The organism is Clostridium sp. AM43-3BH (assembly GCF_003479985.1).
GTDB lineage: Bacteria > Bacillota > Clostridia > Lachnospirales > Lachnospiraceae > Otoolea > Otoolea fessa.
This window is the reverse complement of the sequence record NZ_QUIH01000002.1, coordinates 487,671-514,601: the sequence shown is the minus strand read 5'-3', so window position 1 is coordinate 514,601 and position 26,931 is coordinate 487,671. Positions and strand designations below refer to the sequence as shown.

At 48.0% G+C, this 26,931-nt stretch carries 23 protein-coding genes and 2 pseudogenes; 22 read left to right on the top strand and 3 right to left on the bottom strand.

Features of this window, described 5'->3' with window-relative positions; genetic code table 11:
• The 7 genes and pseudogenes from DW931_RS05735 to DW931_RS05700 all read left to right on the top strand — a co-directional run.
• Positions 1-186: pseudogene (locus tag DW931_RS05735) on the top strand (conjugal transfer protein); the annotation flags it as partial.
• A 65-nt stretch (positions 187-251) separates the two neighbouring features.
• Positions 252-896, top strand: a complete 645-nt coding sequence (locus tag DW931_RS05730; RefSeq protein ID WP_099323100.1) for a CHC2 zinc finger domain-containing protein — start codon at positions 252-254, stop codon at positions 894-896.
• Positions 865-2,202, top strand: a complete 1,338-nt coding sequence (locus DW931_RS05725; protein ID WP_118468448.1) for a virulence-associated E family protein — start codon at positions 865-867, stop codon at positions 2,200-2,202. Before DW931_RS05730 ends, DW931_RS05725 begins: the two co-directional genes overlap by 32 nt.
• A 241-nt stretch (positions 2,203-2,443) precedes the next feature.
• Positions 2,444-2,677: an excisionase gene (locus tag DW931_RS05715; protein WP_016218019.1), complete on the top strand. Its 234-nt coding sequence runs from the start codon at positions 2,444-2,446 to the stop codon at positions 2,675-2,677.
• A gap of 110 nt (positions 2,678-2,787) precedes the next feature.
• A complete protein-coding gene (locus tag DW931_RS05710; protein WP_008703747.1) occupies positions 2,788-3,987 on the top strand; it encodes a site-specific integrase in 1,200 nt (399 codons plus the stop codon).
• A gap of 185 nt (positions 3,988-4,172) precedes the next feature.
• Positions 4,173-4,637 carry a low molecular weight protein-tyrosine-phosphatase gene (locus DW931_RS05705; protein WP_022358595.1) on the top strand — a complete coding sequence of 155 codons (465 nt, stop codon included), beginning with the start codon at positions 4,173-4,175 and terminating at the stop codon, positions 4,635-4,637.
• A gap of 45 nt (positions 4,638-4,682) precedes the next feature.
• Positions 4,683-4,907: pseudogene (locus DW931_RS05700) on the top strand (SAM-dependent methyltransferase); the annotation flags it as partial.
• On the opposite strand, the gene DW931_RS05695 reads toward DW931_RS05700, so the two are convergent.
• Entirely contained in the window at positions 4,904-5,170 is a 267-nt protein-coding gene (locus DW931_RS05695) for a phosphopantetheine-binding protein (RefSeq protein ID WP_118481922.1), read from the bottom strand. The pseudogene DW931_RS05700 and the gene DW931_RS05695 sit on opposite strands and share 4 nt — an antisense overlap.
• A 716-nt stretch (positions 5,171-5,886) precedes the next feature.
• On the opposite strand from DW931_RS05695, the gene DW931_RS05690 reads away from it, so the two are divergent.
• The 6 genes from DW931_RS05690 to DW931_RS05665 all read left to right on the top strand — a co-directional run bounded on the left by DW931_RS05690 (position 5,887) and on the right by DW931_RS05665 (position 12,616).
• Entirely contained in the window at positions 5,887-7,056 is a 1,170-nt protein-coding gene (locus DW931_RS05690; RefSeq protein ID WP_022358593.1) for an iron-containing alcohol dehydrogenase, read from the top strand.
• Positions 7,057-7,073: 17 nt separating this feature from the next.
• On the top strand, positions 7,074-7,271 hold the full coding sequence (locus DW931_RS05685; RefSeq protein WP_117796107.1) for a tautomerase family protein: 198 nt from the start codon (positions 7,074-7,076) through the stop codon (positions 7,269-7,271).
• A 501-nt stretch (positions 7,272-7,772) separates the two neighbouring features.
• Positions 7,773-8,132 carry a metalloregulator ArsR/SmtB family transcription factor gene (locus DW931_RS05680; protein ID WP_022358591.1) on the top strand — a complete coding sequence of 120 codons (360 nt, stop codon included), beginning with the start codon at positions 7,773-7,775 and terminating at the stop codon, positions 8,130-8,132.
• Positions 8,133-8,259: 127 nt separating this feature from the next.
• Entirely contained in the window at positions 8,260-8,478 is a 219-nt protein-coding gene (locus DW931_RS05675; protein ID WP_022358590.1) for a cation transporter, read from the top strand.
• Positions 8,479-8,646: 168 nt separating this feature from the next.
• Positions 8,647-10,650, top strand: a complete 2,004-nt coding sequence (locus DW931_RS05670) for a heavy metal translocating P-type ATPase (protein WP_118481924.1) — start codon at positions 8,647-8,649, stop codon at positions 10,648-10,650.
• Between the two features lie 286 nt (positions 10,651-10,936).
• Positions 10,937-12,616 carry a DUF5722 domain-containing protein gene (locus DW931_RS05665; protein ID WP_118481925.1) on the top strand — a complete coding sequence of 560 codons (1,680 nt, stop codon included), beginning with the start codon at positions 10,937-10,939 and terminating at the stop codon, positions 12,614-12,616.
• A gap of 220 nt (positions 12,617-12,836) precedes the next feature.
• On the opposite strand, the gene DW931_RS05660 is transcribed toward DW931_RS05665, so the two are convergent.
• The gene (locus tag DW931_RS05660) at positions 12,837-14,180 is read right to left on the bottom strand and encodes a butyryl-CoA:acetate CoA-transferase (protein ID WP_107001359.1); all 1,344 of its coding nucleotides are present in this window, start codon (positions 14,178-14,180) and stop codon (positions 12,837-12,839) included.
• Positions 14,181-14,685: 505 nt separating this feature from the next.
• Between DW931_RS05660 and DW931_RS05655 the strand changes: the two genes are divergently transcribed.
• The 7 genes from DW931_RS05655 to DW931_RS05625 all read left to right on the top strand — a co-directional run bounded on the left by DW931_RS05655 (position 14,686) and on the right by DW931_RS05625 (position 22,954).
• The gene (locus DW931_RS05655; protein WP_107001360.1) at positions 14,686-15,867 is read left to right on the top strand and encodes an acetyl-CoA C-acetyltransferase; all 1,182 of its coding nucleotides are present in this window, start codon (positions 14,686-14,688) and stop codon (positions 15,865-15,867) included.
• A gap of 101 nt (positions 15,868-15,968) precedes the next feature.
• Positions 15,969-16,745 carry an enoyl-CoA hydratase-related protein gene (locus DW931_RS05650; protein WP_118468440.1) on the top strand — a complete coding sequence of 259 codons (777 nt, stop codon included), beginning with the start codon at positions 15,969-15,971 and terminating at the stop codon, positions 16,743-16,745.
• A gap of 40 nt (positions 16,746-16,785) precedes the next feature.
• Positions 16,786-17,622: a 3-hydroxyacyl-CoA dehydrogenase NAD-binding domain-containing protein gene (locus tag DW931_RS05645; RefSeq protein ID WP_107001361.1), complete on the top strand. Its 837-nt coding sequence runs from the start codon at positions 16,786-16,788 to the stop codon at positions 17,620-17,622.
• Positions 17,623-17,752: 130 nt separating this feature from the next.
• On the top strand, positions 17,753-18,904 hold the full coding sequence (locus DW931_RS05640; RefSeq protein WP_107001362.1) for an acyl-CoA dehydrogenase: 1,152 nt from the start codon (positions 17,753-17,755) through the stop codon (positions 18,902-18,904).
• A gap of 71 nt (positions 18,905-18,975) precedes the next feature.
• Positions 18,976-19,767: an electron transfer flavoprotein subunit beta/FixA family protein gene (locus tag DW931_RS05635; RefSeq protein WP_107001363.1), complete on the top strand. Its 792-nt coding sequence runs from the start codon at positions 18,976-18,978 to the stop codon at positions 19,765-19,767.
• 29 nt (positions 19,768-19,796) lie between these two features.
• Positions 19,797-20,852: an electron transfer flavoprotein subunit alpha/FixB family protein gene (locus DW931_RS05630; protein ID WP_022360637.1), complete on the top strand. Its 1,056-nt coding sequence runs from the start codon at positions 19,797-19,799 to the stop codon at positions 20,850-20,852.
• Positions 20,853-21,580: 728 nt separating this feature from the next.
• Positions 21,581-22,954, top strand: coding sequence for an MBOAT family protein (locus DW931_RS05625; RefSeq protein WP_347559427.1), 1,374 nt, complete (start codon positions 21,581-21,583; stop codon positions 22,952-22,954).
• Here DW931_RS05625 and DW931_RS05620 read toward each other — a convergent pair.
• A complete protein-coding gene (locus DW931_RS05620; RefSeq protein WP_118468436.1) occupies positions 22,951-23,682 on the bottom strand; it encodes an SDR family oxidoreductase in 732 nt (243 codons plus the stop codon). The genes DW931_RS05625 and DW931_RS05620 overlap by 4 nt on opposite strands.
• A 448-nt stretch (positions 23,683-24,130) precedes the next feature.
• On the opposite strand from DW931_RS05620, the gene trxB reads away from it, so the two are divergent.
• Both trxB and DW931_RS05610 read left to right on the top strand, forming a co-directional pair.
• The gene (trxB, locus tag DW931_RS05615; protein WP_118468434.1) at positions 24,131-25,048 is read left to right on the top strand and encodes a thioredoxin-disulfide reductase; all 918 of its coding nucleotides are present in this window, start codon (positions 24,131-24,133) and stop codon (positions 25,046-25,048) included.
• 159 nt (positions 25,049-25,207) lie between these two features.
• Positions 25,208-26,755 (top strand): SH3 domain-containing C40 family peptidase, encoded by a 1,548-nt coding sequence (locus DW931_RS05610; protein WP_118468432.1) that lies wholly within the window; start codon positions 25,208-25,210, stop codon positions 26,753-26,755.
• Positions 26,756-26,931: the final 176 nt, after the last annotated feature.

Below are 26,931 nucleotides of genomic sequence, written 5' to 3'. Positions count from 1 at the left end.
GATTTGAAGAAGCTGCGGGATATCCGCTACTGGGTACAGAAAGCCACCCCCGGCACAGAAGAAAGCAAAGAGCCGCCCAAGAAACAGCCTATCAAAGAAGTCTTGCAGGATAAGGCTGACGAGAAAAAAGCACAAAGAACTGCCCCGGTGCAGACAAAACACAAACAACAGGATATGGAACTTTAACAGGCACTTGCCATTTTCAGATTGAGAATGTCAGGTGCTTTTCTTTTTTTCAAGGAGGGATAGCTTTGAATGTATTTGAAGCTGTGAAGCAGTCCGTCACAACAAGACAGGCTGCGGAGCATTATGGAATCCGTGTAGGCCGGAACGGGATGGCTTGCTGCCCGTTCCATAACGATAAAACCCCAAGCATGAAGCTGGATCGGCGTTACCACTGCTTCGGCTGCGGTGCGGATGGGGATGTGATTGATTTTGCCGCCGCCCTGTATGGGCTGGGAAAGAAAGAAGCCGCCGTACAGCTGGCACAGGACTTCGGGCTTTCCTATGAGGACTGGAAACCGCCGGGGAAGGTAAAAAAGCCCAAGCCCCGGCAGAAATCCCAGGAGGAACAGTTTCAGGAAGCAAAGAGCCGCTGCTTCCGTATTCTTGCCGATTATCTTCACTTGCTTCGGGCATGGAGAAAGGATTATGCCCCGCACTCCCCGGAGGAAGCCTTTCATCCACGGTTTGTGGAAGCCTTACAGAAGCAAGACCAAGTGGAATATCTGCTGGATGTGCTGCTCTTTGGGGAGACAGAGGAAAAAGCAGCTTTGATTACGGACTACGGAAAGGATGTGATACAGCTTGAAAAGCGAATGGCAGAGCTTGCCGCCGCAAACGCAGCAAGAACTAAAAAACACCATGAACGCCATGCAGCCGCCCCAGAGCATTGAGGAAATCAAGGCGGGGCTGGAAACTACCGAGAAAGGCGGTGTCCGTCAGAGCATACGGAACTGCCTGACCGTATTCCAGCGTGACCCGCTGCTTTCCGGGGCTATCGCATACAACATCCTGACCGACCGCAAGGACATCATAAAGCCCATCGGCTTCCACAGGGAAAGCACCGCCCTGAACGATACGGACATGAAGTATCTGCTTCTCTATCTGGAAGAAACCTACGGGCTTACCAATGAGAAGAAGATTGATAACGCCATCGGGATTGTGGCGAATGAAAACAAGTACCATCCCATCCGGGACTACCTAAGTGCCCTTGTGTGGGACGGGACAGAACGAATCCGTTTCTGTCTGCGGCACTTTCTGGGGGCTGACGCAGACGATTACACCTATGAAGCGTTGAAGCTGTTCCTGCTGGGTGCAATCTCACGAGCCTTTCAGCCAGGGTGCAAATTTGAAATCATGCTCTGTCTGGTAGGCGGTCAGGGGGCTGGCAAGTCCACCTTCTTCCGTCTGCTGGCAGTCCGGGACGAGTGGTTCTCCGATGATTTGCGGAAGCTGGACGATGACAATGTGTACCGCAAGCTGCAAGGTCACTGGATTATCGAAATGTCGGAAATGATGGCAACCGCAAACGCCAAGAGCATCGAAGAAATCAAGTCATTTTTAAGCCGGCAGAAGGAGGTCTACAAGATACCCTATGAAACCCACCCGGCAGACCGCCCCCGCCAGTGCGTGTTTGGCGGCACTTCCAATGCTCTTGACTTCCTGCCCCTTGACCGTTCCGGCAATCGCCGCTTTATCCCCGTCATGGTGTACCCGGAACAAGCCGAGGTTCACATTTTGGAGGATGAAGCTGCTTCCAGAGCCTATATCGAGCAGATGTGGGCAGAAGCTATGGAGATTTACCGAAGCGGCAGGTTCAAGCTGGCTTTCAGCCCCGCCATGCAGCGGTATCTCAAAGAACACCAGCGGGATTTTATGCCGGAGGACACCAAAGCCGGAATGATACAGGCGTATCTTGATAGGTACACCGGGAGCATGGTCTGCTCCAAGCAGCTCTACAAGGAAGCTTTGAACCATGCCTTTGACGAGCCGAAGCAATGGGAAATCCGGGAAATCAACGAGATTATGAACCAATGCATTGACCGCTGGCGGTACTTCCCGAATCCAAGAATGTTTTCCGAGTATGGCAGACAAAAGGGCTGGGAGCGTGAAAACCCGGCAACGGACTCCGGCAACCCGTCTGAAAAAACGATGGACGGTTTTGTGGAGGTCACAGAACAGATGGAGCTTCCATTCTGAAAATGACAGCCCGTTGCACCCCCTGTTGCTATCCCGTTGACGAGCCGGTTGCCGGGGAAAATCCCGAAACTATCGGCTTTTCTCCCCTATGACAACCAAAACAACAGAAAAATAAAAGAAAAATATAAATAGTAACCATCGCCAGATTGAGATTGTTTGCAAGGTCTTTTGAAGCCCGTTGCCGGACTTCGTTGCCGACACCCTCTGTCTGGCTATTTTCATGCATGGAGGATAACTGCCTATGGCGAATAATAAGATGAATATTGAAGGAAAAAATTACTCGGATATTCCGGTGTGGCGTAGATATACGCTTACCATTGAGGAAGCAGCCAGATATTATCATATCGGCGAAGGAAAATTGAGAACGCTTATTGACACACATCCCAATGAGGATTTTTATGTGATGAACGGCAATCGTGCCCTCATTAAGCGTGAGAAATTTGAGAGGTATCTGGATCAGGCTACTGCTGTGTAAACAGAGCTGACAGATTTACCGATTTCACATGATATAACTATGCGGAGAGCTGGATTTGTGCTATGATAAGAGCGCAAGTCTGGCTCTCTTTTTTGAAAGGAGAGTTCACGATGAGTGAGAAAAGACGAGATAACCGTAATCGGATTTTGCGAGAGGGCGAGTACCAGCGTAAAGATGGGAGGTATCGGTTCCGCTATATTGATGAGGACGGAAAAGAGAAAAATGTATACAGTTGGCGTTTAGACAAGAATGACCCAATGCCAAAGGGGAAGAAGCGGGAGCCTTCCCTGCGTGAGAAAGAAAAACAGATTGAAGCGGATTTGTTTGACCGTATCGTAACCAACGGTGGCAACTATACTGTTTTGGAACTGGTAGAAAAGTATGTTTCATTGAAAACAGGAGTTCGTCACAATACGGTTGCCGGATATAAAACGGTCATCAATATGCTGAAAAAAGAGAGTTTTGGGAATCTGCGAATTGATAAGGTGCGTTTGTCAGACGCCAAGGCATGGTTGATTAAGCTCCAACAAATTGATGGGCGGGGATATAGTTCCATTCATTCTATCAGGGGAGTTCTCAGACCGGCATTTCAGATGGCGGTAGATGATGATTTGCTTCGTAAAAATCCATTTGAATTTGAGCTTGCCTCCGTCATTGTCAATGATTCTGTTACCAGAGAAGCGATCACCCGAAAGCAGCAGAGAGATTTGTTGAAGTTTATTCAGGAAGATAAACATTTCAGCAGATACTATGATGCAATCTATATTCTTTTTCACACAGGGCTTCGTATCTCAGAGTTCTGTGGATTGACGGTTTCAGAAATCGAGTTTGGAGAAATGCGTATTAAGGTAGACCATCAGTTACAGCGTACTGCACAGATGCAGTATGTAATTGAAGAGCCAAAAACTGACAAAGGCATCCGCTATGTGCCGATGACGGAAGCTGTCGCAGCGTGTTTTCGCAGAATCATTGCCAACCGCAAGACACCAAAAGTTGAACCGATGGTGGAAGGATATGCAGGATTTTTGTTTCTGGATAAAAACGATATGCCGATGGTTGCCCTTCACTGGGAAAAGTATCTGGAGCATATCATTCAGAAATACAACAGGATTTACCGTATCCAGATGCCGAAAGTTACCCCTCATGTATGTAGGCACACCTTTTGCTCTAATATGGCAAAATCCGGGATGAATCCGAAAACCTTGCAGTATATCATGGGTCACGCAGACATCAGTGTAACCTTGAACACTTACACCCATGTGAATTTTGATGATGCAAAGGAAGAAGTGTATCGGATAGCGAATAGTTAAAAAAGCCCGTTGGTAAGGACGCTTGCTTTACCAACGGATTTACCAAGATTGCAGGGAAAAACATAAGAAAATACGAGAAGATTTGAGAAGATACCTTGAAAAGAAAGGACAACTCAAAAGTCGGAAAACCCTGAAATATCAAGCGTTTGGGAAGAAATACAAGACTTAAATGGAGATATGAAAAGATGATTAAAGTACTATTTATTTGCCACGGCAACATCTGCCGTTCCACCCTAGCCCAAAGTGTCTTCACCCACAAAGTCGCATCCCAAGGGCTTTCCGCCCACTTCCTTATCGACAGCGCCGCCACAAGCACCGAAGAAATCGGCAATCCACCGCACCGGGGGACGGTGAATAAGCTGAGGAAGGTTGGAATTCCTCTGGTGCCGCACCGGGCGCGGCAGGTGACGTGGGCGGATTATGAGAAATTTGATTATATCATAGGTATGGACAGTGCCAATATCCGAAATTTAAACCGAATGCTGAAAGGCGATCCGGAGGGGAAAATATATAAATTCCTCACATTTGCAGGTTCAGACCGTGACATCGCGGATCCGTGGTATACGGGTGATTTTGACGCGACGTATGAAGATGTTCTGGAGGGCTGTGTGGGTTTTCTGGCATATCTGAAAGAACAGGGACAGATATAACCAAAAGTTTGATGAGTATCCATTTCAGGTTAAGATGGAAGGAACGGACTGTTTCTGTTGCAATTTATCAGTGTGCTGGAGGAACATCCGGGCGATTCGTGGATTAAAAAATATATTTTCCCGGGCGTAATGGTTCTAAGTCTCTGGGAAATGATTTCTTGTGGTTCAGCAGATGGATTTTATATCCTGGATGTGGAAAATCTGCGTCTGCACCAGATTTTATTTACAAAAGGAATTGATAATGACTTGCCGATGACACGCTGGTATTAATAAGGGGAGTGCTTTTTTATTTCCAGCTGAATCCGTTCGCAGAGATCCTTGACCGTGACAAGCTCGATAAAATCCGTTTCCGGAATATCGATCTCGAAGCAGTCTTCGATCTCTGTGATAAAGTATACGATCAAAAATGAATCCAGCCCCAGATCGTCGATCAGGCGGTCAGCCGATGTCAGCGGGCGGGTGATTTCTACGTATTCTGATAGAATGTCTTTTATTTCAACCAGGATTTCTTCCTGCGTCAGTTCGTGTTTCATGAGAAGTTCCTCCTAATATATGTGATTCATGCAGCTATTTTTATTGTAAATTTAACATAGAATCTGTGTTTGAGAGATGATTCTATCTGTGTGTTTATTTTATCATGAAACTGCCCGCTTGAGTAGATATATCCCTTAAAATAGGAGGAGCCGACAGGAACGGACTCCTGCCGGCGTAGGTATGAAAAAGTATATTATGAAAGGTCTTTTGCCTTTACGCGTATTACTATATCGAAAAAATGTGATAAAAGTATGTTCGGAATGTGAAGAAATCATAAATTTCGGAAAATATTTTGGAAGTGGATGGGGGAATAAAAATGACACGCAGATATAAGTTTGTGCAATTTTATTCATAAAAATGAAAATATATGCGTGAAATTTCTGAAATAGATAGAATGTAAAAAGGTAATATGATATAATGAGCGCAAGTGAGCCAGAGAGCTGCTTGCAGATTTATGGCGAACGGCGAATGGCGATCACGATAGCTGCGTCAGCAGCGGTAAGCATCGAAGATGCGAATCGTGATATAATATGAACACTTACAGAGAACTTGTCAAATCTAGTGTGAATTATAGCTGAACATTTGATGAATCTGAGATAAAGGAGAAAAATAATCAAAATAAAGATTCAAAAAAACATATCTACAAAGAAGAAGGCAGAACATCAGGCGGATGCAAAAGCATTTGCCGGAACGGGTTCAGAAAGGACAGGGAACGATGCGGGCGTTTACATTTGAAAATGCGACAAAGATTTATTTTGGCGGAGGTTGTGTGAAAGAGCACCTGCTGGAGGCGGTGAAGCCGTATGGGGAAACGGTGATGCTGGCATATGGCGGCGGCTCGATCAAGACGAATGGCATTTATCAGGAAGTGATGGATGTCTTAAAGCTGGCTGGAAAACAGGTGATAGAATTTTCTGGCATCATGCCGAATCCGACCTACAGCAAGGTAATGGAAGGGAAAAAAGTCGTACAGGAAAATCAGGTAGATCTGATTCTGGCAGTGGGCGGCGGTTCGGTCATGGACTGCAGCAAGGCGATCTCAATGGCGGCTGCGACGGACAAGGACGTCTGGGAGGAATACTGGATCAAAAAGGGCGAGATTGATTTTGAGCCGGTTCCGGTGGGCGTGATTGTGACCGTGGTCGGCACTGGAAGCGAGGTCAACGGCGAGGGTGTAATCACCCATGAGGAACAGAAAATTAAGACGAGCCGGAATTATCCGCGCTGCAATCCGGTGTTTGCGATGATGGACCCGAAATATACCTACACGGTTTCTCCACTCCAGACGGCAGCGGGCGGTTTTGATATGCTCAGCCATGTGATGGAGACATATTTCAGTGCACCGGATGAGGATAATCTTTCGGATGCGATCTCGGAGGCGTTGATGCGGAGTATTATTGAGAACCTGCCGGTGGCGATCCGGGAACCGGAAAATTATGAGGCGCGCAGCAACCTGATGTGGGCGTCCACGATGGCGGAGATTGGCATTATCAAATTAGGAAAACAGTGTGATTTTGAGGCGCATATGATTGAACATCAGATGGGGGCTTACACGGACTGCAACCACGGCATGGGACTTGGCGTGATCCATCCGGCGTATTATCGTCGAATTTGCCGGGACGGCATCAAGAAATTTGTGAAATTTGCTGTAAATGTCTGGGGAATGTCACCAGATGGCGGCGATGAGGAAGAACTGGCATTTGGCGGAATTGACGCATTGCAGGCGTTTATTCATGAGATTGGTTTGCCGGGGACGCTGCGGGAACTGGGAATCACAGATCAGAGTCTGCTGAAAACGATTGCTGATTCATGTATCCGCAATGACGGCGGGTATCGGCAGCTGACGCACGCGGAAATCTTGGATATTTTGGAAGAGTGCTATTAGTACAAAGGAGGAAAATCATGCCACACATTGCAATATCTATGTACCCGGGACGGAGCCGGGAAGAGAAGGCAGCGCTGGCTGAGAAGGTCAGAACGCTGGTATCAGAAGAATTAAAGAAGGATCCGAAGGTTGTGACGGTATCGGTTCATGATGTACCGGCTGAGAAATGGCAGGAACATTTGGACGCGATTCCGGGCGAGGAGAGATTCTATTAGAAGTCTAAGTCGGGGTTGCAGAAAGAGGCAAAAGATCATCAGACGATGGATAATATACCAATGGATAATATAGCTCAAGCAGTGTCGAAAAATAAACTGCAAAAGATATATAATAATGAATAAAAAAGAACGGACTGTTCATAAATAGACAAAAAAGCATAGGATGTAGAGAATAGATATTTGAACTGTGCCGGTTTACAGAGTATCATCTGTAAACCGGGCAGAAAGAAGCACATTTACGCGCATTACTTAGTGGATTTTGTCTGTATGAACAGTCTTTTTTGCAGCATTTTATAATTGAGAAAACATTTCATTTACTCCTTTTAAATTCCCACAAATATTTCTTGACATTTCCCAGTTACATTCATATAATGAACATATGAACAATGATTCATATAAATAAAAATATTTCAAAGAAATCTTGATAAAATCCTGCAAACTGGTTTCACGAAAGAAGCAGTGAAGCAGGGCAGAAACGCGTAGCATGAAGGGAGAAATCGGATGGCAATTCATGATGTAGAGTGCTGTGAGGAGTGTGCTGTTCACGATGAGGTTGTGCAGTCGGTCCGGGGAATGCTGCCGGATGACGATGATTTGTATGATCTGGCGGAGCTGTTTAAGGTATTTGGTGATTCGACGCGGATCCGGATTTTGTTTGTTCTGTTTGAGTCGGAGATGTGTGTCTGCGACATTGCACAGCTGCTTAATATGACGCAGTCGGCGATTTCGCATCAGCTTCGGATTCTCAAGCAGTCGCAGCTTGTCAAGAGCCGCCGGGACGGAAAGTCGGTGTTCTATTCGCTGGCAGACGACCACGTTTACCGGATTATCAACCAGGGCTTTGAGCATATTAAAGAATAGCAAGTTCCTTGAATGATGATAATGGATTGAATGAATGTGAAAGCGGTGCTATCTGTAAAGAAAAAATTGCAGGTCTCGGAAAGCAAATATTAAAAATTTATAACTCAATAAAAAGAGGAGGATTATCATGAAGAAGAAATTTAAATTAACTGATCTGGATTGTGCAAACTGTGCAGCAAAGATGGAGGATGCGATCAAGAAGCTGGATGGAGTCAATGATGCGAGTGTCAGCTTTATGATGCAGAAAATGACGATCGATGCAGATGACGCACGTTTCGACGAGATCATGAAAGAGGTTGTAGAAGTGTGCAAGAAGGTGGAACCGGACTGCATTATTAATATGTAAAATTGAAAAAGGCATAATCGGATCAAAAGCTGCTTTTTAAAAGAATAAAATCAGATTGTGTAATGCACAGAAGGGCAAAGTAAAAAGATATAGGCAAATGAGCTGTGCCGGCACATTTTCCTATATCTTTTTTTCTGGGAATGTGTTTCCAGAATGAAGGGAGGCTTTATGAATCAGAAGCAGAAAACGATGCTGAAGCGGATCGTCGCGGCGGCAATCGTATATATCGCGGCGGCAGCAGCGAAAAAAATGAATGTATTTGCCGGAATGCCGCAGCCGTGGACAGAGTTAGTCGTATTTTTAATTCCGTATCTGATTATTGGATGGGATATTGTATACAAGGCGTTCCGGGGGATTAAAAATGGTCAGGTGTTTGATGAGAATTTCCTCATGACAGTAGCGACGTTCGGGGCGTTCGGTGTGGGCGAGTTTTCTGAGGCGGTTGCGGTTATGCTGTTCTATCAGGTTGGCGAGCTGTTTCAGAGTTATGCGGTCAACCGTTCGCGCCAATCGATCAGCGATCTCATGAATATCTGTCCGGAATATGCCAATATTGAAAAAGATGGACAAATAGAGCAGGTCGATCCGGATGATGTGGAAGTGGATGACATCATCGTGGTACAGCCGGGAGAGCGGATTCCGCTGGATGGCGTGGTGGTAGAGGGTGAATCGATGATCGATACCTCGGCGCTGACTGGTGAATCGGTACCGCGCCGTGCGGCAGCCGGGGATGAAATCATCAGCGGATGTGTCAATGGCAGCGGGCTTCTGCGGGTGCGCGTGACGAAAGAATTTGATGATTCGACGGTGGCGCGGATTCTGGAGCTTGTGGAGAATGCCAGCAGCAAGAAGGCGAAGGTGGAGAACTTTATCACCCGGTTTGCCAGATATTATACGCCGGTGGTCGTGATCGCGGCGGTTGCTTTGGCATTTGTGCCGCCGATTGTGCTGGGCGGAGAATTTAGCGAGTGGATTCAGAGAGCTTGTATTTTCCTGGTAATTTCCTGCCCGTGTGCGCTGGTGATTTCGGTTCCGCTTAGCTTCTTTGGCGGCATTGGTGCTGCATCCCGCATCGGTGTGTTAGTCAAGGGAAGCAATTATCTGGAGGCAGTTTCGGAGCTGGATACGGTTGTATTTGATAAGACAGGCACCCTGACGAAGGGCGAGTTTAAAGTGACGGAGCTGCATCCGGCGGGAATCAGTGAGGATGAGCTTCTGGAGCTGGCGGCGTATGCCGAGAATTATTCGACGCATCCGATCGCGGAATCGATACGGGAGGCGTATCGTGAGAGAAAAGGCAGTTTGGCAGAAGCAGAAACTCAAAAGGCGAATGCGGGAACAGCAGAAATCGTTCTGGATGCTGACAATGACACAATAAAAGAGGTGCAGTCCAAAGAGGGTGTGCAGGGAGTGGTACGCAAACCCCTGATCGACTTAACCCGCATCGGTGAAACCAACGAGATTTCCGGTCATGGTATCGAGACAACGATCGACGGTCACAAAGTTCTGGCGGGTAATGGACGCCTGATGAAGAGTAAAAATATACCGTATCAGGAATGCGACGGCATCGGCACTGTGATTTATCTGGCAAAGGACGGAAAATTTGCCGGAAGTATCCTGATTGCCGATACGATCAAGCCGGAGACGGAGGATGCGATCCGTGGACTGAAGGCGGCTGGAATCCGCCGTACTGTTATGCTGACGGGCGATCGGAAAGCGGTCGGCGAGGCGGTGGCTGCGAAGGTTGGCATCGATCAGGCGTACACGGAGCTGCTTCCGGCGGATAAGGTGCAGAAGGTCGAGGAGATGCTGGCGGAGATGACCGGAAAGCGGAAGCTGGCATTTGTCGGCGACGGCATCAACGATGCACCGGTTCTCTCCCGCGCAGATGTCGGTATTGCAATGGGAAGCATGGGAAGTGACGCGGCGATCGAGGCGGCGGACATTGTCCTGATGGATGATAACCCGGCGAAGATTGCAGGTGTGGTTAAAATCGGACGCAAGACAATGGCAATCGCGCACCAGAATATCGTGTTTGCCCTGGCGGTTAAGGCAGTTGTGCTTCTGATGGGCGCGGCTGGAGTGGCGAATATGTGGGAAGCCGTGTTTGCGGACGTCGGTGTTTCCGTCATTGCAATTTTAAATGCGATGAGGGCATTAAGAACTAAATAATCGGTAATATCAAAAAGCTATGGCGGAAGGAATACTTGATGGTTCCGGAAACTGTAGCTTTTTAAATTTGCGGCTCTAAGGGATTTATATATAAAACCAATATTTGCAAGTGGTAAAAGAATAGGAATAGGAAAGAAATCAAGGCTTGGGAAAGATAAAATGCTGGGAATCATACAGAATTTCCAAAATAGTTGTAATAATCCTTAATAAAATAGTAATTGAATCTGACGGAAGAATGAAGTATGATCAAATACCATAGGATATTAGACGGAAAGGAAGGAACAGGATGAAAAAATGGATGAAAACGGCGCTTGTCCTGGCTGCAGCGGTCTGCCTGAGTGTGGCGGCTGCGTTCACAGCACTGGCGGCGCAGACGTTTCAGATAACCGCTTCGATCGGCTCCTGTCTGATTGGTTCGGGGCAGAATACAGTGGATATTTCACTTTCAAGCAACGGTGATATAACGGGGACGGACGGAAAGATTTATCTGTTTGAATTGCGGCCGTATGAGTCGGAGATTGGAAGCCGGACTGATTATGTCAGCAGCGTAGGCGCAGGGGAAACGAGGACCGTCTCGATTCCTTTAAACAAGGGAACTGCCCAGGACCGCCTTTACAGCCGGTTTGTTCCGGCAGTGTTTGACGGAACTACATTTACGGCAGTTGGCGCGGCACATTATATCACAAATCCGGAGGTGGTTGCATCCAATCAGGATGCGTTTAAGACGCCGCTGACGAAAAAGGGCTTGAATATCCAGTTAAATATGCTCAACGATGCATTTACACTGGGTGTCAAACATGTGGCGGTCAATATCGCATTTTCCCAGTTTTTAGGGAGTGGCATTGATTATGAGTACGATGGAAAAACGTATCATTTTAATAAGTCGGTGGTTGAAAATTATGACAAGGTGATCAGTACATATATCGGAAAAGATATATCTGTGACGGCGATCGTTTTAAATGACTGGAATGACGCGCACCCGGAACTGGTTCATGCGGGAACTGCGAAATCTTCGAGCGCCAATTATTATATGTTTAACACGAAGACACAGGAAGGATTTGAGACAACGCGTGCGATCTTCGCGTTTTTGGCGGATCGTTACAGCGGCAAGAATCATAATTCAAATTATGCGAAGATTTCCAACTGGATTCTGGGCAATGAGATCAACAACCAGATTTGGAACTACATGGGACCGGCAGATTTGAATACATATGTATCCACGTATCAGCAGGCATTCCGCACGTTCTACACGGCGATCAAGAGCACAAGTGCGAATGACCGGGTTTATTTTTCACTTGATTTCTGGTGGGGAGCTCCGTATGAGAACCTGAACGATCAGGTGCATTATACGGGCAAAGGCATTGTTGATACGTTTAACGCCCTGGCAGTGACGGAAGGCCAGATGGACTGGGGCATTGCCTACCATCCGTATCCGTACCCGATGACGGAATCGGAATTCTGGGATGATCCGGCAACGGGGCTGGTAACCGAGAGTGCAGATTCACCGATTGTCAACTTTGCAAACCTGCATGTACTGACCGATTATCTGAATCAGGATTCGATGAAGACAGCATCTGGCGAGGTGCGCCATGTCATTCTGACGGAGGAAGGATTTACTGCACAGAGTCTGACGCGCGGCGATGTGTCGGATATCCAGGCGGCGGCATTTGCATATTCTTACTATATCGTGGACAGCAACCCGTATATCGACGCGTACATTCTGAGTCGTCAGGTCGATGCGCCGTCAGAGGTAAGGGCAGGCTTAAGCTTCGGTCTGTGGTCCTGTGATATGAATCAGGGCAATGAGATTGTAGCGGTAAAGGATCGAAAGCTCTGGAGAGTTTTCCACGACATTGATCAGAAGAGATACACGCTGGAAACTTCGAATTTTGCAAAATCAATCATCGGAATTAATAAGTGGTCGGATGTGATTCCGAACTTCCGGTGGAAGTCTCTGGAACAGTAGCGGATGGTAGACAGAGACTTGTAGAACAAAAACTATAAAAAAAAAAGTATAAATAAAAAAGTGCCTTTCTTCTCGAAGAAAATTTCTTGAGAGGAAAAGCACTTTTTTTAGAAAATAAACGTATCTGATGTATCGGAGAACCGGGAGTCTCAGATACCATAGATGGTTTGCTGGATTTTGTCTCCGAATCCTGCCGATTTTATCAGATCTTGAGTTCTTATCAGATCTTATTGCTCTGTCTCCAGATATGCATCTTCTCAGCTTCCTTAATCAGCTGATCGCGGAACTGCGGATGTGCAACGGAGATGATAGCCTCGCATTTCTGCCAGGTTGCAAGACCCTTTAAGTTTACTTTACCGTACTCGGTTACCAGGTAGTGCAGGTTTGCACGTGTATCGGTTACGATGGAACCCTGATTTAAGGTCGGGAGAATACGGGACTGCAGCTCGCCAGCCTTGTTCTTGAAGGTGGAGGAGCAGCAGATGAAGCTCTTTCCGCCCTTGGACAGGTAAGCGCCCAGAACGAAGTCAAGCTGTCCGCCTGCACCGCTGATGTGCTTGATTCCTGCGGACTCTGCATTTACCTGACCGAAGAGGTCGAGGTCAACCGCGTTGTTGATGGACATGAAGTTGTCCAGGGCTGCGATGGTGCGGACGTCGTTGGTGTAATCAACCGGAGCACTCATGCAGGCCGGGTTGTTGTTTAAGTAGTCATACAGTTTCTTGGTACCAGCGCCGAATGCGTATACCTGACGGCCTTTGTCCAGTGCTTTGTGAGCGCCTGTGATCTTGCCGGCTGCGGCAATATCAACGAATGCGTCAACGTACATCTCGGTGTGAACACCCAGATCCTTTAAGTCGGATTTCGCAATCAGGGAACCAACTGCGTTCGGCATACCGCCGATACCTAACTGTAAGCAGGCACCATCCGGGATCTCGTCTACGATCAGTTTTGCAACTGCTTCATCGACATCAGTCGCTGCTGCGGCGCCTCCCATCTCTGCGATGGTCGGGTTGCTGCCCTCTACGATCATGTCTACGTTGGAGATATGAACGCCGTTCTCAAATCCGCCGAGGCAGACCGGCATATTTTCATTGACCTCTACGATGACAACCTTGGAAGTCTCGCAGCAGGCTGCCATATGGGAAGCATTTGGTCCGAAGTTGAAATAACCGTGCTCATCCATCGGAGCGACCTGGAATACAGCTACATCCGGTTTGGTTGCGGACTCACGATAGTATCTCGGAAGCTCGGAATAACGGATCGGAGCATAGAAGCTGAATCCCTGTGCGATTGCCTTTCTCTCGATACCGCTCATGTGCCAGGAGTTCCAGGTCATATGAGCTGCCGGGTTTTCGATCTTGAAGATCTCCGGTACCCACATCAGGATACCGCCGCGGAAGTTTACATTCTCCAGTTCCGGAAGACGTTTTGCGATAGCAGCATCGACTGCTACCGGAGTGCCGGTGGTCCAGCCATAGTCAACCCAGTCGCCAGATTTAACGACGGAAGCAGCTTTTTCAGCGGAAACCAGCTTTTCTGCATACAGTTTCTTGTAATCCATACTTATTCACCTTGTCCTTTTTAATAATATGAAGAAGTCCGTACAAATGCGTGATTCGGACATCCCCCGTTGTTTATCAGTGTATCATCTCCACTACCCCTTGTCAACGAAAGAGGCGGAGGACAAAATAGGGGAAAATGACGACATATTCATATTTATGAATTACAGATATAAGCATATGTAAATGGAAGAGAAACGAGTTTGTCTATTAATTCACAAACAAAATACCGTGTTGGTTATAATGCCAGAGAAGACCACTTTTATTGAGAAAACAGAAGAAAAAAATTGTGCATTCCGCCTAAAGGCGATCAAAACGATGTAGAAATAAGTGGATTGTACGCGGAAAAATGAGAATCTTAAATCTTTATAAATCCATTGATAATTATTTGACAGGAGCCGCGTGGGGTGTTAAGATACAAATACACTATCATATTTATCACTATTTTACTATTTACTGCAGTTGTGTTATTTACGTGGTGGATCATTTTCAAGGAGGATTTTTTCAATGTCTAAGAAAGTCGTAATTGCAAGTGCATGCCGTACCGCAGTAGGTTCTATGGGTGGCCAGCTCAGTACTGTTCCAGCAGCTGAGATGGGTGCCGTAGTTATCAAGGAGGCTCTGAAGAGAGCAGGCGTTGCTCCGGAGCAGGTTGATCACGTATACATGGGATGTGTTATCCAGGCTGGTCTTGGTCAGAACGTAGCACGTCAGATGTCTCTGAAAGCTGGTCTTCCGGTAGAAGTTCCGGCAGTTACCCTGAACGTGGTTTGCGGTTCTGGTCTGAATGCTGTAAACGCAGCAGCAGATATGATCCTTGCAGGCGATGCTGACATCGTAGTAGCTGGTGGTGCAGAGAACATGTCCGCAGCTCCGTATGCTCTGATGAAGGCTCGTTACGGATACCGTATGAACAATGCGACCATGATCGACACCATGGTAAATGACGCTCTGTGGGATGCATTCAACGATTACCACATGGGTATCACCGCTGAGAATATCTGCGATCAGTGGGGTATCACAAGAGAAGAACTCGATGAGTTTGCAGCAGCTAGCCAGCAGAAGGCTTGCGCAGCTATCGAGGCTGGACGTTTCAAAGACGAGATCGTTCCGATCGAAGTTAAGAAGAAAAAAGAGACTGTTATCGTAGATACCGATGAGGGTCCGCGTCCGGGTTCCACTGTAGAGGTTCTTGGCAAGCTTCGTCCGGCATTCAAGAAAGACGGACGTGTAACAGCTGGTAACGCTTCCTCCATCAACGATGGTGCAGCAGCTGTAGTTGTTATGAGCGAAGAGAAAGCAAAAGAACTGGGTATCAAACCGATGGCTACATGGGTAGCAGGCGCTCTGGGCGGTGTAGATCCGAGCATCATGGGTATTGGACCGGTTGCAGCTACCAAGAAAGTTCTGAAGAAGACAGGCTGGAAGGTAGAAGACTTCGACCTGATCGAGGCAAACGAGGCATTCGCAGCTCAGTCTATCGCTGTAGCTCGTGACCTTGGCTTCAACAAAGACATCCTGAACGTAAACGGCGGTGCAATCGCTATCGGACATCCGGTAGGAGCATCTGGCTGCCGTATCCTGACAACTCTGTTATACGAGATGCAGAAACGTGACGCTAAGAAGGGTCTGGCTACTCTGTGTATCGGTGGCGGCATGGGCTGCGCAACGATCGTTGAGAGAGACTAATTTCTGACGCAGAACCGGAGTCGTCGGGGCTTATCCCCGGCGCTCCGGCTGTTTCTGGTTTTACGTATTTCAATTCAAGAGCTTTTTAGGAGGAACTGGAAGTGGGATTTGTAGACTATGAGGTAGACGGACACGTCGCAGTCATAACTATTAATCGTCCGAAGGCACTGAACGCGTTAAACGAGGATGTGCTGAAGGATATTGAAGCTGCATTTGATGCAGTAGACCTTTCCGAAATTCGTGCAATTATCCTGACCGGCGCAGGAGAGAAATCTTTCGTAGCCGGTGCTGACATCGCTGCTATGAGCGTGATGACCAAGGAGCAGGGCGAGCACTTCGGTAAATTCGGCAACGATATTTTCCGCAAGATTGAAACCTTCCCGGTTCCAGTTATCGCGGCAGTAAACGGTTTCGCACTCGGCGGCGGCAACGAGCTTGCCATGAGCTGTGATATCCGTATCTGCTCGGACAATGCATTATTCGGACAGCCTGAAGTAGGTCTGGGTATCACACCAGGCTTCGGCGGTACACAGAGACTCGCACGTCTCATCGGACCGGGCAAGGCAAAAGAGATGGTATTTGCGTCCCGCAACATCAAAGCGGACGAGGCATACCGTGTCGGACTTGTAAATGCTGTTTATACACAGGAAGAGCTGATGCTGGCTGCGAAGAAGCTGGCAGGCGCTATCGCAAAGATGGCTCCGATCGCTGTCAGAAACAGCAAAAAGGCGATGAACGACGGACTTCAGACTGATATGGATCAGGCTATCGTGATCGAGGAAAAACTGTTTGGCGGATGCTTCGAGACAGAAGATCAGAAGAACGGTATGCAGGCATTCCTTGAGAAACGGAAAGTGGAGCAGTTTAACAATAGATAGTTAGTTAAATTATAGTTGTATAATTTCAGGAGGATTTGTCATGAAAGTTGGTATTATTGGTGCAGGAACCATGGGTTCCGGAATCGCTCAGGCATTTGCCCAGGTAGATGGATATGAAGTATGCCTGTGTGATATTAACGAAGAGTTTGCTTCCAACGGCAAACTGAAAATTTCCAAGAACTTTGAGAAGAGAGTAGCAAAAGGAAAGATGGCAAAAGAGGATGCAGACAAGATCCTTGCCAGAATCCATACCGGCGTTAAGACTATCTGCAGCGACTGCGATCTCGTAGTTGAGGCAGCAATCGAGAACATGGAGATCAAAAAACAGACCTTCAAAGAGCTGGGCGCTATCTGCAAGGCAGACTGCGTATTCGCTACCAACACCTCTTCTCTGTCCATTACTGAGATCGGTGCAGGTCTTGACCGCCCGGTTATCGGTATGCACTTCTTCAACCCGGCTCCGGTTATGAAGCTGGTTGAGGTTATCGCAGGCTTAAACACTCCGGTAGAGATTGTTGACAAAGTTAAGAAGATCTCTGAAGAGATCGGCAAGATCCCGGTACAGGTAGAAGAGGGCGCTGGTTTCGTAGTAAACCGTATCCTCATCCCGATGATCAACGAAGCTATCGGTATCTACGCTGAGGGCGAGGCTTCTGTAGAGGGTATCGATACCGCTATGAAGCTGGGTGCTAACCATCCGATGGGACCGCTTGAACTGGGCGACCTGGTAGGTCTGGACGTTGTTCTGGCTATCATGGAAGTACTTCAGTCTGAGACTGGTGACCCGAAGTACCGTCCGCAGCCGCTTCTTAGAAAGATGGTTCGCGGCGGCAAGCTTGGCCGTAAGTCTGGCGAAGGCTTCTACAAGTACAACTAATATGTACATAAGTCTGGCTTCTTGACCAGATGAAAACATAATAGAGTACCAGATTTTTAAGAACCGCAACGGGGCGGCGCTTAAAGCCGCCTCTTAAGCGTATATAAGAAAATGATGGAGGAATAGACACATGGATTTTACATTAAGTAAAGAGCATGAAATGGCGAGAAAGTTATTCCATGACTTCGCCGAGAACGAAGTAAAACCTTTGGCACAGGAAGTTGACGAGACAGAGCACTTCCCGGAGGAAACCGTTAAAAAGATGCAGAAGCTTGGCTTCATGGGCATCCCGGTTCCGAAGGAGTATGGCGGACAGGGCTGTGATCCGTTAACATACGCTATGTGCGTTGAGGAGCTTTCCAAAGTTTGTGGTACTACCGGCGTTATCGTATCTGCACACACATCTCTGTGCTGCGATCCGATCCAGACTTTCGGTACTGAAGAGCAGAAACAGAAATACCTGGTTCCGCTTGCTAAGGGCGAGAAGCTTGGTGCTTTCGGTCTTACTGAGCCGGGTGCTGGTACAGATGCTCAGGGTCAGCAGACCAAGGCTGTATTAGACGGCGACGAGTGGGTATTAAACGGCTCCAAAGTTTTCATTACCAATGGTAAAGAGGCTGACATTTACGTTATCATCGCTGTAACAGGCGTTGTTGAAGTAAAGGGCAGAAAGAAAAAAGAGATCTCTGCATTTATCGTAGAGAAAGGAACTCCGGGCTTCACCTTCGGTACCAAAGAGAAGAAGATGGGTATCCGTGGATCTGCTACATACGAGCTGATCTTCACAGATTGCCGTATCCCGAAAGAGAACCTGCTTGGCCAGAAGGGCAAAGGTTTCCACATCGCTATGCATACCCTGGATGGCGGACGTATCGGTATCGCTTCCCAGGCACTTGGTCTTGCAGAGGGCGCTCTTGAGAGAACTGTTGATTATGTAAAAGAGAGAAAACAGTTTGGTCGTGCTATCGGTCAGTTCCAGAACACTCAGTTCCAGCTGGCAGATATGGCTACCAAAGTTAAAGCAGCTCAGCTCCTTGTTTACAGAGCAGCCGTTGCTAAGAAGACACAGAAAACCTATTCTGTAGAAGCAGCTATGGCTAAACTGTATGCAGCAGAGGTTGCTATGGAAGTTACAACCAAGGCTGTACAGCTTCACGGTGGTTACGGCTACACGAGAGAGTACGACGTAGAGCGTATGATGCGTGATGCTAAGATCACTGAGATCTACGAGGGTACATCTGAGGTTCAGAGAATGGTTATCTCCGCTGATCTGTTAAAATAATTCAGTCTGCAGAGAAATCAGAACAATCTCAGTCCTAGAGAAAAAAGAAAAAAATAAGGAGTGAAAATACCGTGAAAATTGTAGTTTGTGTAAAACAGGTTCCGGATACCAAAGGCGGAGTTAAATTTAACCCGGATGGTACTCTTGACAGAAGCGCAATGCTGGCAATCATGAACCCAGATGATAAAGCAGGTCTGGAGGCAGCGCTTCGCTTAAAAGATCAGTATGGTGCAGAAGTTACCGTAGTTACTATGGGTCTTCCGAAGGCTGAAGAGGTTCTTCGCGAGGCTATGGCTATGGGCGCAGACAATGGTGTTCTTGTAACTGATCGTGTACTTGGTGGTGCAGATACCTGGGCTACTTCCCAGACAATCGCAGGCGCACTTCGCAACCTGGATTATGACTTAATCATTACTGGCCGTCAGGCTATCGATGGCGATACCGCTCAGGTAGGTCCGCAGATCTCCGAGCACCTTGGCCTTCCGGTAATCAGCTACGCTCAGAAGATTCGTGAAGTAAACGAAGCTGAGAAATACATCGTAGTTGAGCGTCAGTATGATGATAGATATCATGTAGTAAAAGCACAGCTTCCGTGTCTTTTAACCGCTCTTGCAGAGTTAAACGAGCCGCGTTATATGACTCCGGGCGGAATCTTTGATGCATATGCAAAAGAGATCACCGTTTGGGGCAGAAAAGATCTGAAAGAGGTTGAGGATTCCAACCTTGGTCTGAAGGGATCACCGACACAGATCGCAAAAGCTTCCGATAAGGTAAGAAAGGGTGCTGGCGAGAAAGTAGAACTTGATCCGGCAGCTTCCGCAGATTATATCGTTGGCAAACTGGCAGAGAAACACATTATCTAATTATTTTATAGAAAAGAGTGGTGAATAAGATGAACAACTTAGAAGCATATAAGGGCGTATTTGTCTTTGCACAGCAGGTGGATAATGTTATCAGCAATATCGCTTATGAGCTGATTGGCAAAGGTAAAGAATTAGCAAAAGATTTAGGAGTAGAAGTAACCGCTGTTTTAGTTGGTTCTGACGTTAAGGGTCTTGCAGATCAGTTAGCAGAGTACGGCGCAGATAAGGTTATCGTTGTAGACGATCCGGAATTAAAAGAGTACCGTACAGAGCCGTACACACATGCAATCGCATCTGTTATCAAAGAGTTCAAACCGGAAATCTTCCTGATCGGTGCAACTGCAATCGGTCGTGACCTTGGTCCGCGTGTTTGCGCTAGAATCCATACAGGTCTGACTGCAGACTGTACAAAACTTGATATCGGCGATTTCCCGATGAATCCGGTTCCGGGTAGAGAGACAAAGCACAATCAGCTGCTTATGACTCGTCCGGCATTCGGCGGCAACACCATCGCTACCATCGCTTGCCCGGATTTCCGTCCGCAGATGGCAACCGTTCGTCCGGGTGTTATGCAGAAGGCTCCGAAGGAAGCTGGCAAAAAAGCTGTTGTTACTGAGTTCAATCCGGGATTCACAAAGAACAACAAATATGTTGATATTCTGGAAGTTGTTAAGGCTGTATCCAACACCGTTGATATCATGGATGCTAAGATCCTTGTATCCGGCGGTCGTGGCGTAGGAAGCCCGGAGAACTTCAAGATTCTGGATGATCTGGCAGAGGCTATCGGCGGTACCGTAAGCTGCTCTCGTGCAGTTGTAGATGCTGGCTGGAAACCGAAGGATCTTCAGGTAGGTCAGACAGGTAAGACTGTTCGTCCGAACGTATACTTTGCAATCGGTATCTCCGGTGCTATCCAGCATCTGGCAGGTATGGAAGAGTCTGACATCATCGTTGCTATCAACAAAGATGAGTCTGCTCCGATCTTCGATGTTGCTGACTACGGCGTAGTAGGTGACTTAAACAAGATCGTTCCGATGCTGACTGAGAAGATCAAAGAAGCTAAAGCAGCAGCTAAGAACAACTAATTAAAAGCAGGAAGAGATATCTTCTTACAATAAATAAGCAGTAGAGTTTTGTATATTTTTCTCTGATAAATATATGAGACAGCGCCGGCTGGACGGATTTATCTCAGTCGAGAAGACTGAGATAAACGCTCCGCGAGGATGCGCAGTGATTCTGATAGGAATATGTCAGCTTCGCTGACCAGAATCACGCGCCAAGTCTCACGAACGTTCGACTTGAATCCGCCCAGTACTCCGCAGTCCCGTGCCAGCGAGTAAAGAGAACCCTGTTTCCGAGGTGATGAACCTGGGAGGCAGGGTTTTTTGTTTCATAGGAAATTGCGTCCTATGAAACAAAAAACGCTCCGCGAGGATGCGCACTCGCGCGAAGCAGAAATATGTCGCAAGCGACCGCGCTCGGCGCGAGAATGTGCCAAGGCACATTCTTTATTCTGGTCAAAAACACTTGACAGATTAAGGGGGATTACCCGTATAATAGAGTGTCTGGAATATAGATATGATTTATCTGCTATATAAGAAAATACAGGTTACTGTTTACGGGTAGGCACTTTTGGAACCGAAAGTGCCGTAAGAAAACGTGGTGGAGGCAGGAATTTGCCGTATTTAAAAGAGAAGCCACGGCAAATTCCGTTACTGGGCACGTATGCGTGAACAGTAACAAATACAGGATGGTATGATTTATGTTATTTAGTTCCCTTGTGTTCCTATGGTATTTTTTGCCAGCGGTATTTTTGCTTTATTTTATAACGAAAAATCTGCATATCCGCAATGGCGTCCTTTTGGCTGCCAGCCTCTTTTTTTATGCGTGGGGCGAGCCGAAGTATGTGATTCTGATGCTTGTTTCGATCGGGCTGAATTATTTCTTTGGATTGTGGATTGGGAGGATGCAGAGTAAACACAGAATGCGCCTTGCTGTTACAACCTGCGTGTTTTTAAACCTCCTTCTTCTGGGCTATTTCAAATATTTTAACTTCGCAGTCGAGATTGCAAATTCTCTGTTAAGCCGCTTTGCGGGCGGCGCACATACACTTTCTTTCCGCGAGATTGCTCTTCCGGTCGGAATATCCTTCTACACGTTTCAGGCGCTTTCCTACGTGGTGGATGTGTACCGGGGGACGATTCAGGCGCAAAAAAATATCTTTCATCTGGCGCTTTATATTTCTTTCTTTCCGCAGCTCATCGCGGGACCGATCGTCAAGTATCATGATGTCTGCGAACAGATTGGGAACCGGCAGTGTACGGCGGAGGGGATGGCGTATGGAATCAAGCGCTTTTCCTACGGACTGGCGAAAAAAATGTTGTTTGCTAATACCTTTGCGGCGACGGTAGACTGGATGATGGAGAAACCGCTGGCACAGCTGGGAACGGTCAATGCGTGGATGTTGGCGGTTTTGTACACACTTCAGATTTATTTTGATTTTTCGGGATATTCGGATATGGCGATCGGATTGGGAAGAATGTTTGGATTTGATTTTATGGAGAACTTCAATTATCCGTATATCTCTACCTCGATCCGCGAGTTCTGGAGACGCTGGCATATTTCACTCTCGACCTGGTTTAGGGAATATCTTTATATCCCGCTGGGCGGCAACCGGAAAGGGCAGGTGCGGACGTATATTAATCTGCTGATTGTCTTTTTTGCGACCGGGCTCTGGCATGGCGCTGGGGCAACCTTTATCATCTGGGGATTGTACCATGGGCTGTTTCTGGTGGTGGAACGCATGGGACTTGGGAAGCTATTGGAGAAGAACTGCTTCCGGGGACTGAATCACATCTATACGGCGTTGGTTGTAGTGGTTGGCTGGGTGTTCTTTCGCGCCGATACGCTGGCGGATGCGAAAGTGATCCTGCATCAGATGTTTACCTGGGAGAACGGCATCTATCCGGCGTCGCTGTTCGTGAATCGGAAGGTGATTTTTCTTGCGGTGCTGGGCGTGCTGCTTTCGGGCATCGTGCAGAGTATATGCCCGAAGCTGCGGGAGCATTTGTATGAGAAAGAAGTGACAAAGACAGTGGATATTGTGATTATGGCTGTGCTGCTGTTTTTGTGTACCATGTATCTCGTCAGCAGCACGTATAATCCGTTTATTTATTTCAGGTTTTAGATCCAGCCGCCGTCCAGTTGAATTATCTGTCCCGTTAAATAGGAGTTCTCGCTCCCCAGCTGGTATGCCAGTTTTCCGACTTCCTCGGCACGCCCCATACGTCCGGCTGGAATTTCTTCCAGCAGGGCATTCCGTTCTTCTTCATCGAGAAACTGGTTCATTTCGGTGTCAATAGCGCCGCAGGCGATCGCGTTGACCTGGATGCTGCTCGGCGCAAGTTCCTTCGCGAGGGCGCGCGTCATGGCGTTGATGCCGCCTTTGGTGGCAGAATAGGCGACTTCGCAGGAAGCGCCGCAGACGCCCCAGACGGAGGAAATATTGAGAATGCGTCCCGATTTGCGTGACACCATCATCGGAACGGCGAGGCGGCAGCAGTTGAAGACGGAGGTGAGGTTGGTATTGAGAATGTGGTTCCACTCGTCCGGCGTCATATCCTGGAACAGACCGATGTAGGAAATCCCTGCATTGTTGACGAGGACATCCAGGGAACCGAAGCGCTCCCGGATCGCGCCAAACAGGCGGGAACAGCTCTCAAAATCGCCCGCATCGCCCATCCAGGCAAGGCAGGAAACGCCCAGCGCTTCGATTTCGCGCTGGGTCTTTTTTAATTCTTCTTCCCGCCTTAGGCAGGTAATCACGACATCCCAGCCGTTCTTAGCGTAGGTTAATGCAATCGCTTTCCCGATTCCGCGGGAAGCGCCGGTTACGAGGATAGTTTTATGATTCATGGCAGTAAACTCCTTATATGCGTATATTTGATGATACCAGGGTCAAAAGGTCAGAAGTTCGACGCAAGCTTGCTTGCAGGAGAATTTTTGACCTTGGGACCCGCCAAAAACATGAGTAAGTAGCCATTTTTCAAAGAAAAATGAGCGAATTGCGAATGTTTTTGAGAATTGCGGGAGCACGCAGTGCAGAGCAATTCGGTATTAGAGGGGTCAAAAGCTTTTGCCCCCAACATCATATTTGATTGAATTATAGCATGTATTTAAAATTCATGAAATAGTTTCATTTTTCCGCCTGTCATAAAATCGTAAGAAATTTTCATCCATTTTTTGCTGTTCTGAGTGTTTTACAGCATTGTATGAAAGTGCCAAAATGTGTTATACTAAAACCAAATGGATCTGACACAGCGATAGAGCGGATCAATTACCGAACAGATTCGGAAGAAAGGAACTGTATACCATGTATGATATAATAATCATTGGTTCCGGACCAGCTGGCTTGAGTGCGGCGATTTATGCACAGCGGGCATGTCTGGACACGATTGTGATAGAGAAGAATGGAATCAGCGGCGGACAGGTGCTGAATACCTGGGAGGTGGACAATTATCCGGGATTTCCGGGTGTGACCGGCTTTGAGCTTTCCAGACAGTTCCGGGAGCATGCAAACAAGCTGGGAGCAAGAGTTGTACAGGATGAGGTCGTGCAGGTCGAGCTTTCAGGAAATGTGAAGAAAGTAGTCTGCGAGGAAGAGACGTATGAGGCACGCTGTGTGATTCTGGCATCCGGAGCACATCACAGGACGTTGGAGGTGCCGGGAGAAGAGGAACTTCGCGGGGCAGGCGTTTCATACTGCGCGACCTGCGACGGGGCATTTTTCCGGGGAAGGACGGTTGCCGTTGTGGGCGGCGGCGACGCGGCGCTGGAAGATGCAATTTTTCTTGCACGGATGTGTGAAAAAGTATATATCGTCCACCGCAGAGACAAGCTTCGCGGGGCAAAACGGCTGCAGGAGCGCTTACAGGCGCTTGAAAATATTGAATTTGTCTGGAACAGCGAGACGGCTGCGATTGAAGGAAATGGTCAGGTGGAGGCATTGCGGCTGAGACAGACCAAAACCGGAGAAGAGAAGCGGCTGGACGTGGATGGCGTCTTTATTGCGGTCGGAATCGCACCGGAGAGTGAGCTGTATGCGGGTCAGTTAGAGCTTGATGAGCAGGGCTACATCCGGGCGGATGAGAGCGGTCAGACGAGCGTTCCGGGCGTATTTGCAGCCGGAGATGTCCGGACCAAGGCGTTGCGCCAGATTCTGACAGCGGCATCGGACGGTGCAAACTGCGTGGCATCTGCAGAGCGATATCTTCAGGCATAACTCATTTTTAACATAGAAGAAAACATGGGTCAGCAGGCAAAAATCCCATTGCCGTAGGCAATTTTTAATGGATTTTTGCGCGTGACTGTGAAGGTACTGAACAGTTACAGTTTGAGATAAAACGACGGAACAGAACGGACAGAAGAGTAGGAGGTTCTTATGAGAAAAACGCTGAAATTTCTGATAGCATCAGGAGCGTGCCTTGTGATGGCAGGGACGGGACAGATGAGCGCCCAGGCGGCGATGAATCTGGAGACGGATGCCCCGGTCGCTGGTGCGTCAGTGGCGATCAATAATTACTATGCGAGCAGCTTGAACCCGGAAAAAGAGCTGGCGGAGGCATTTGCTTCTAAAGAAGTTCTGGCAGTGGCGGGAGCCGGTCAGACAGGCGTGGCAGGCGGCGCGCAGACGGCCAAACCGGCACAGGTGCCAGCAGAGACGAAAGCCCAGCCAAAGGAGACAACTGGCGAGACTGAGGCGGTTGTCCGCGCGATGTCCAAGTCGATCTACGATAATATCGCGATTTCCCGTGTGACCAATTATGTCAATGTGCGCGCACAGGCGAGCACCAGCAGCGAGGTAGTCGGAAAGATTTACAATAACTGTGCGGCGACGATTCTGGACACGGTGGACGGCGAGGGCGGCAAATGGTACCATATCCAGTCGGGGTCCGTGACCGGTTATATTAAAGCACAGTATTTTGTGACTGGCGAGGAGGCGTCCAAGATTGCCAGGGAGGTCGGCACAACCTACGCGAAGGTTACAAATACCTCTACGCTTCGCCTGAGAGAGACGCCGAGCTTAGAGGGCAAGACGCTGGATCTTCTTTCTGCCGATGCAGAGTATGAGGTGATCGGAGAAGAGGGCGATTTTGCCAAGATTTCCGTCGATAATGATCTGGTCGGATATGTGTATAAAGATTATATTACGACACAGGTAGACTTTAAACAGGCAGTTTCCGTAGCTGAGGAACAGCAGCAGAAAGCTGAAGAAGAAAAACTGAAACAGGAAGCGAATGCGGCGATCGAGAACCTGGAACAGGTAAAGAAGAAAGCCGAGGAAGAGTCGAGGGCAGCGGAAACCACGGCAGCGGCGAAGGAAACCACGGCAGCTGCCAAAGAGACGACCAAAGCATCGGAGACTTCCTACAGCGGAACAATAGAGGCGAATCCGAGCGAAAGCAAGGCAGCTGGGACGACAGCGGCAGCCAAGGAGACGACAAAGGCAGCTGAGACGAAAGCGCCGACTACCGCGGCAGCGACGAAAGCGACCACTGCAAGCGGCGTTGGACCGGGCGGCGGACCAGGCACAGGCGGTACGTCCTCTTCTGGAAATGAAGTAACAAATGCTACTCGTTCTGCGGTTGTGGCATACGCAAAGCAGTTCCTTGGAAATCCGTATGTATACGGCGGAACCAGTCTGACAAACGGCGCGGACTGTTCCGGATTTACAATGAGTGTATTTGCACATTTCGGTATTTCAACCGGACGAAGCTCGAGAGATCAGGCGGCAAAGGGCAAGGAGGTTGCGGTCAGCGCAGTACAGCCGGGCGATCTGCTTTTTTATGCGAGCGGCAATTATATCAATCACGTAGCACTTTACATAGGCAATGGACAGGTTATCCACGCAAGTACGGCAAAGAGCGGCATCAAGATTTCGCCGTCTAACTACCGAACACCGTGTAAGGCAGTTTCATTCTTAAATTAGTAAACGCAGATAAAGGAGTATATCGGTTCTTACGGAACGATTTCATATCCGTAGGGCGCGGTGGGAATACCGCAAAATTACGTTGCCAGCGGGGCAGAAGATTTCTGATCGGTGAGACAAGCAATTTTGCGGTATTTTTTCATTTTCATAGGAAAATGTGTGCACTCGCGCGAAGA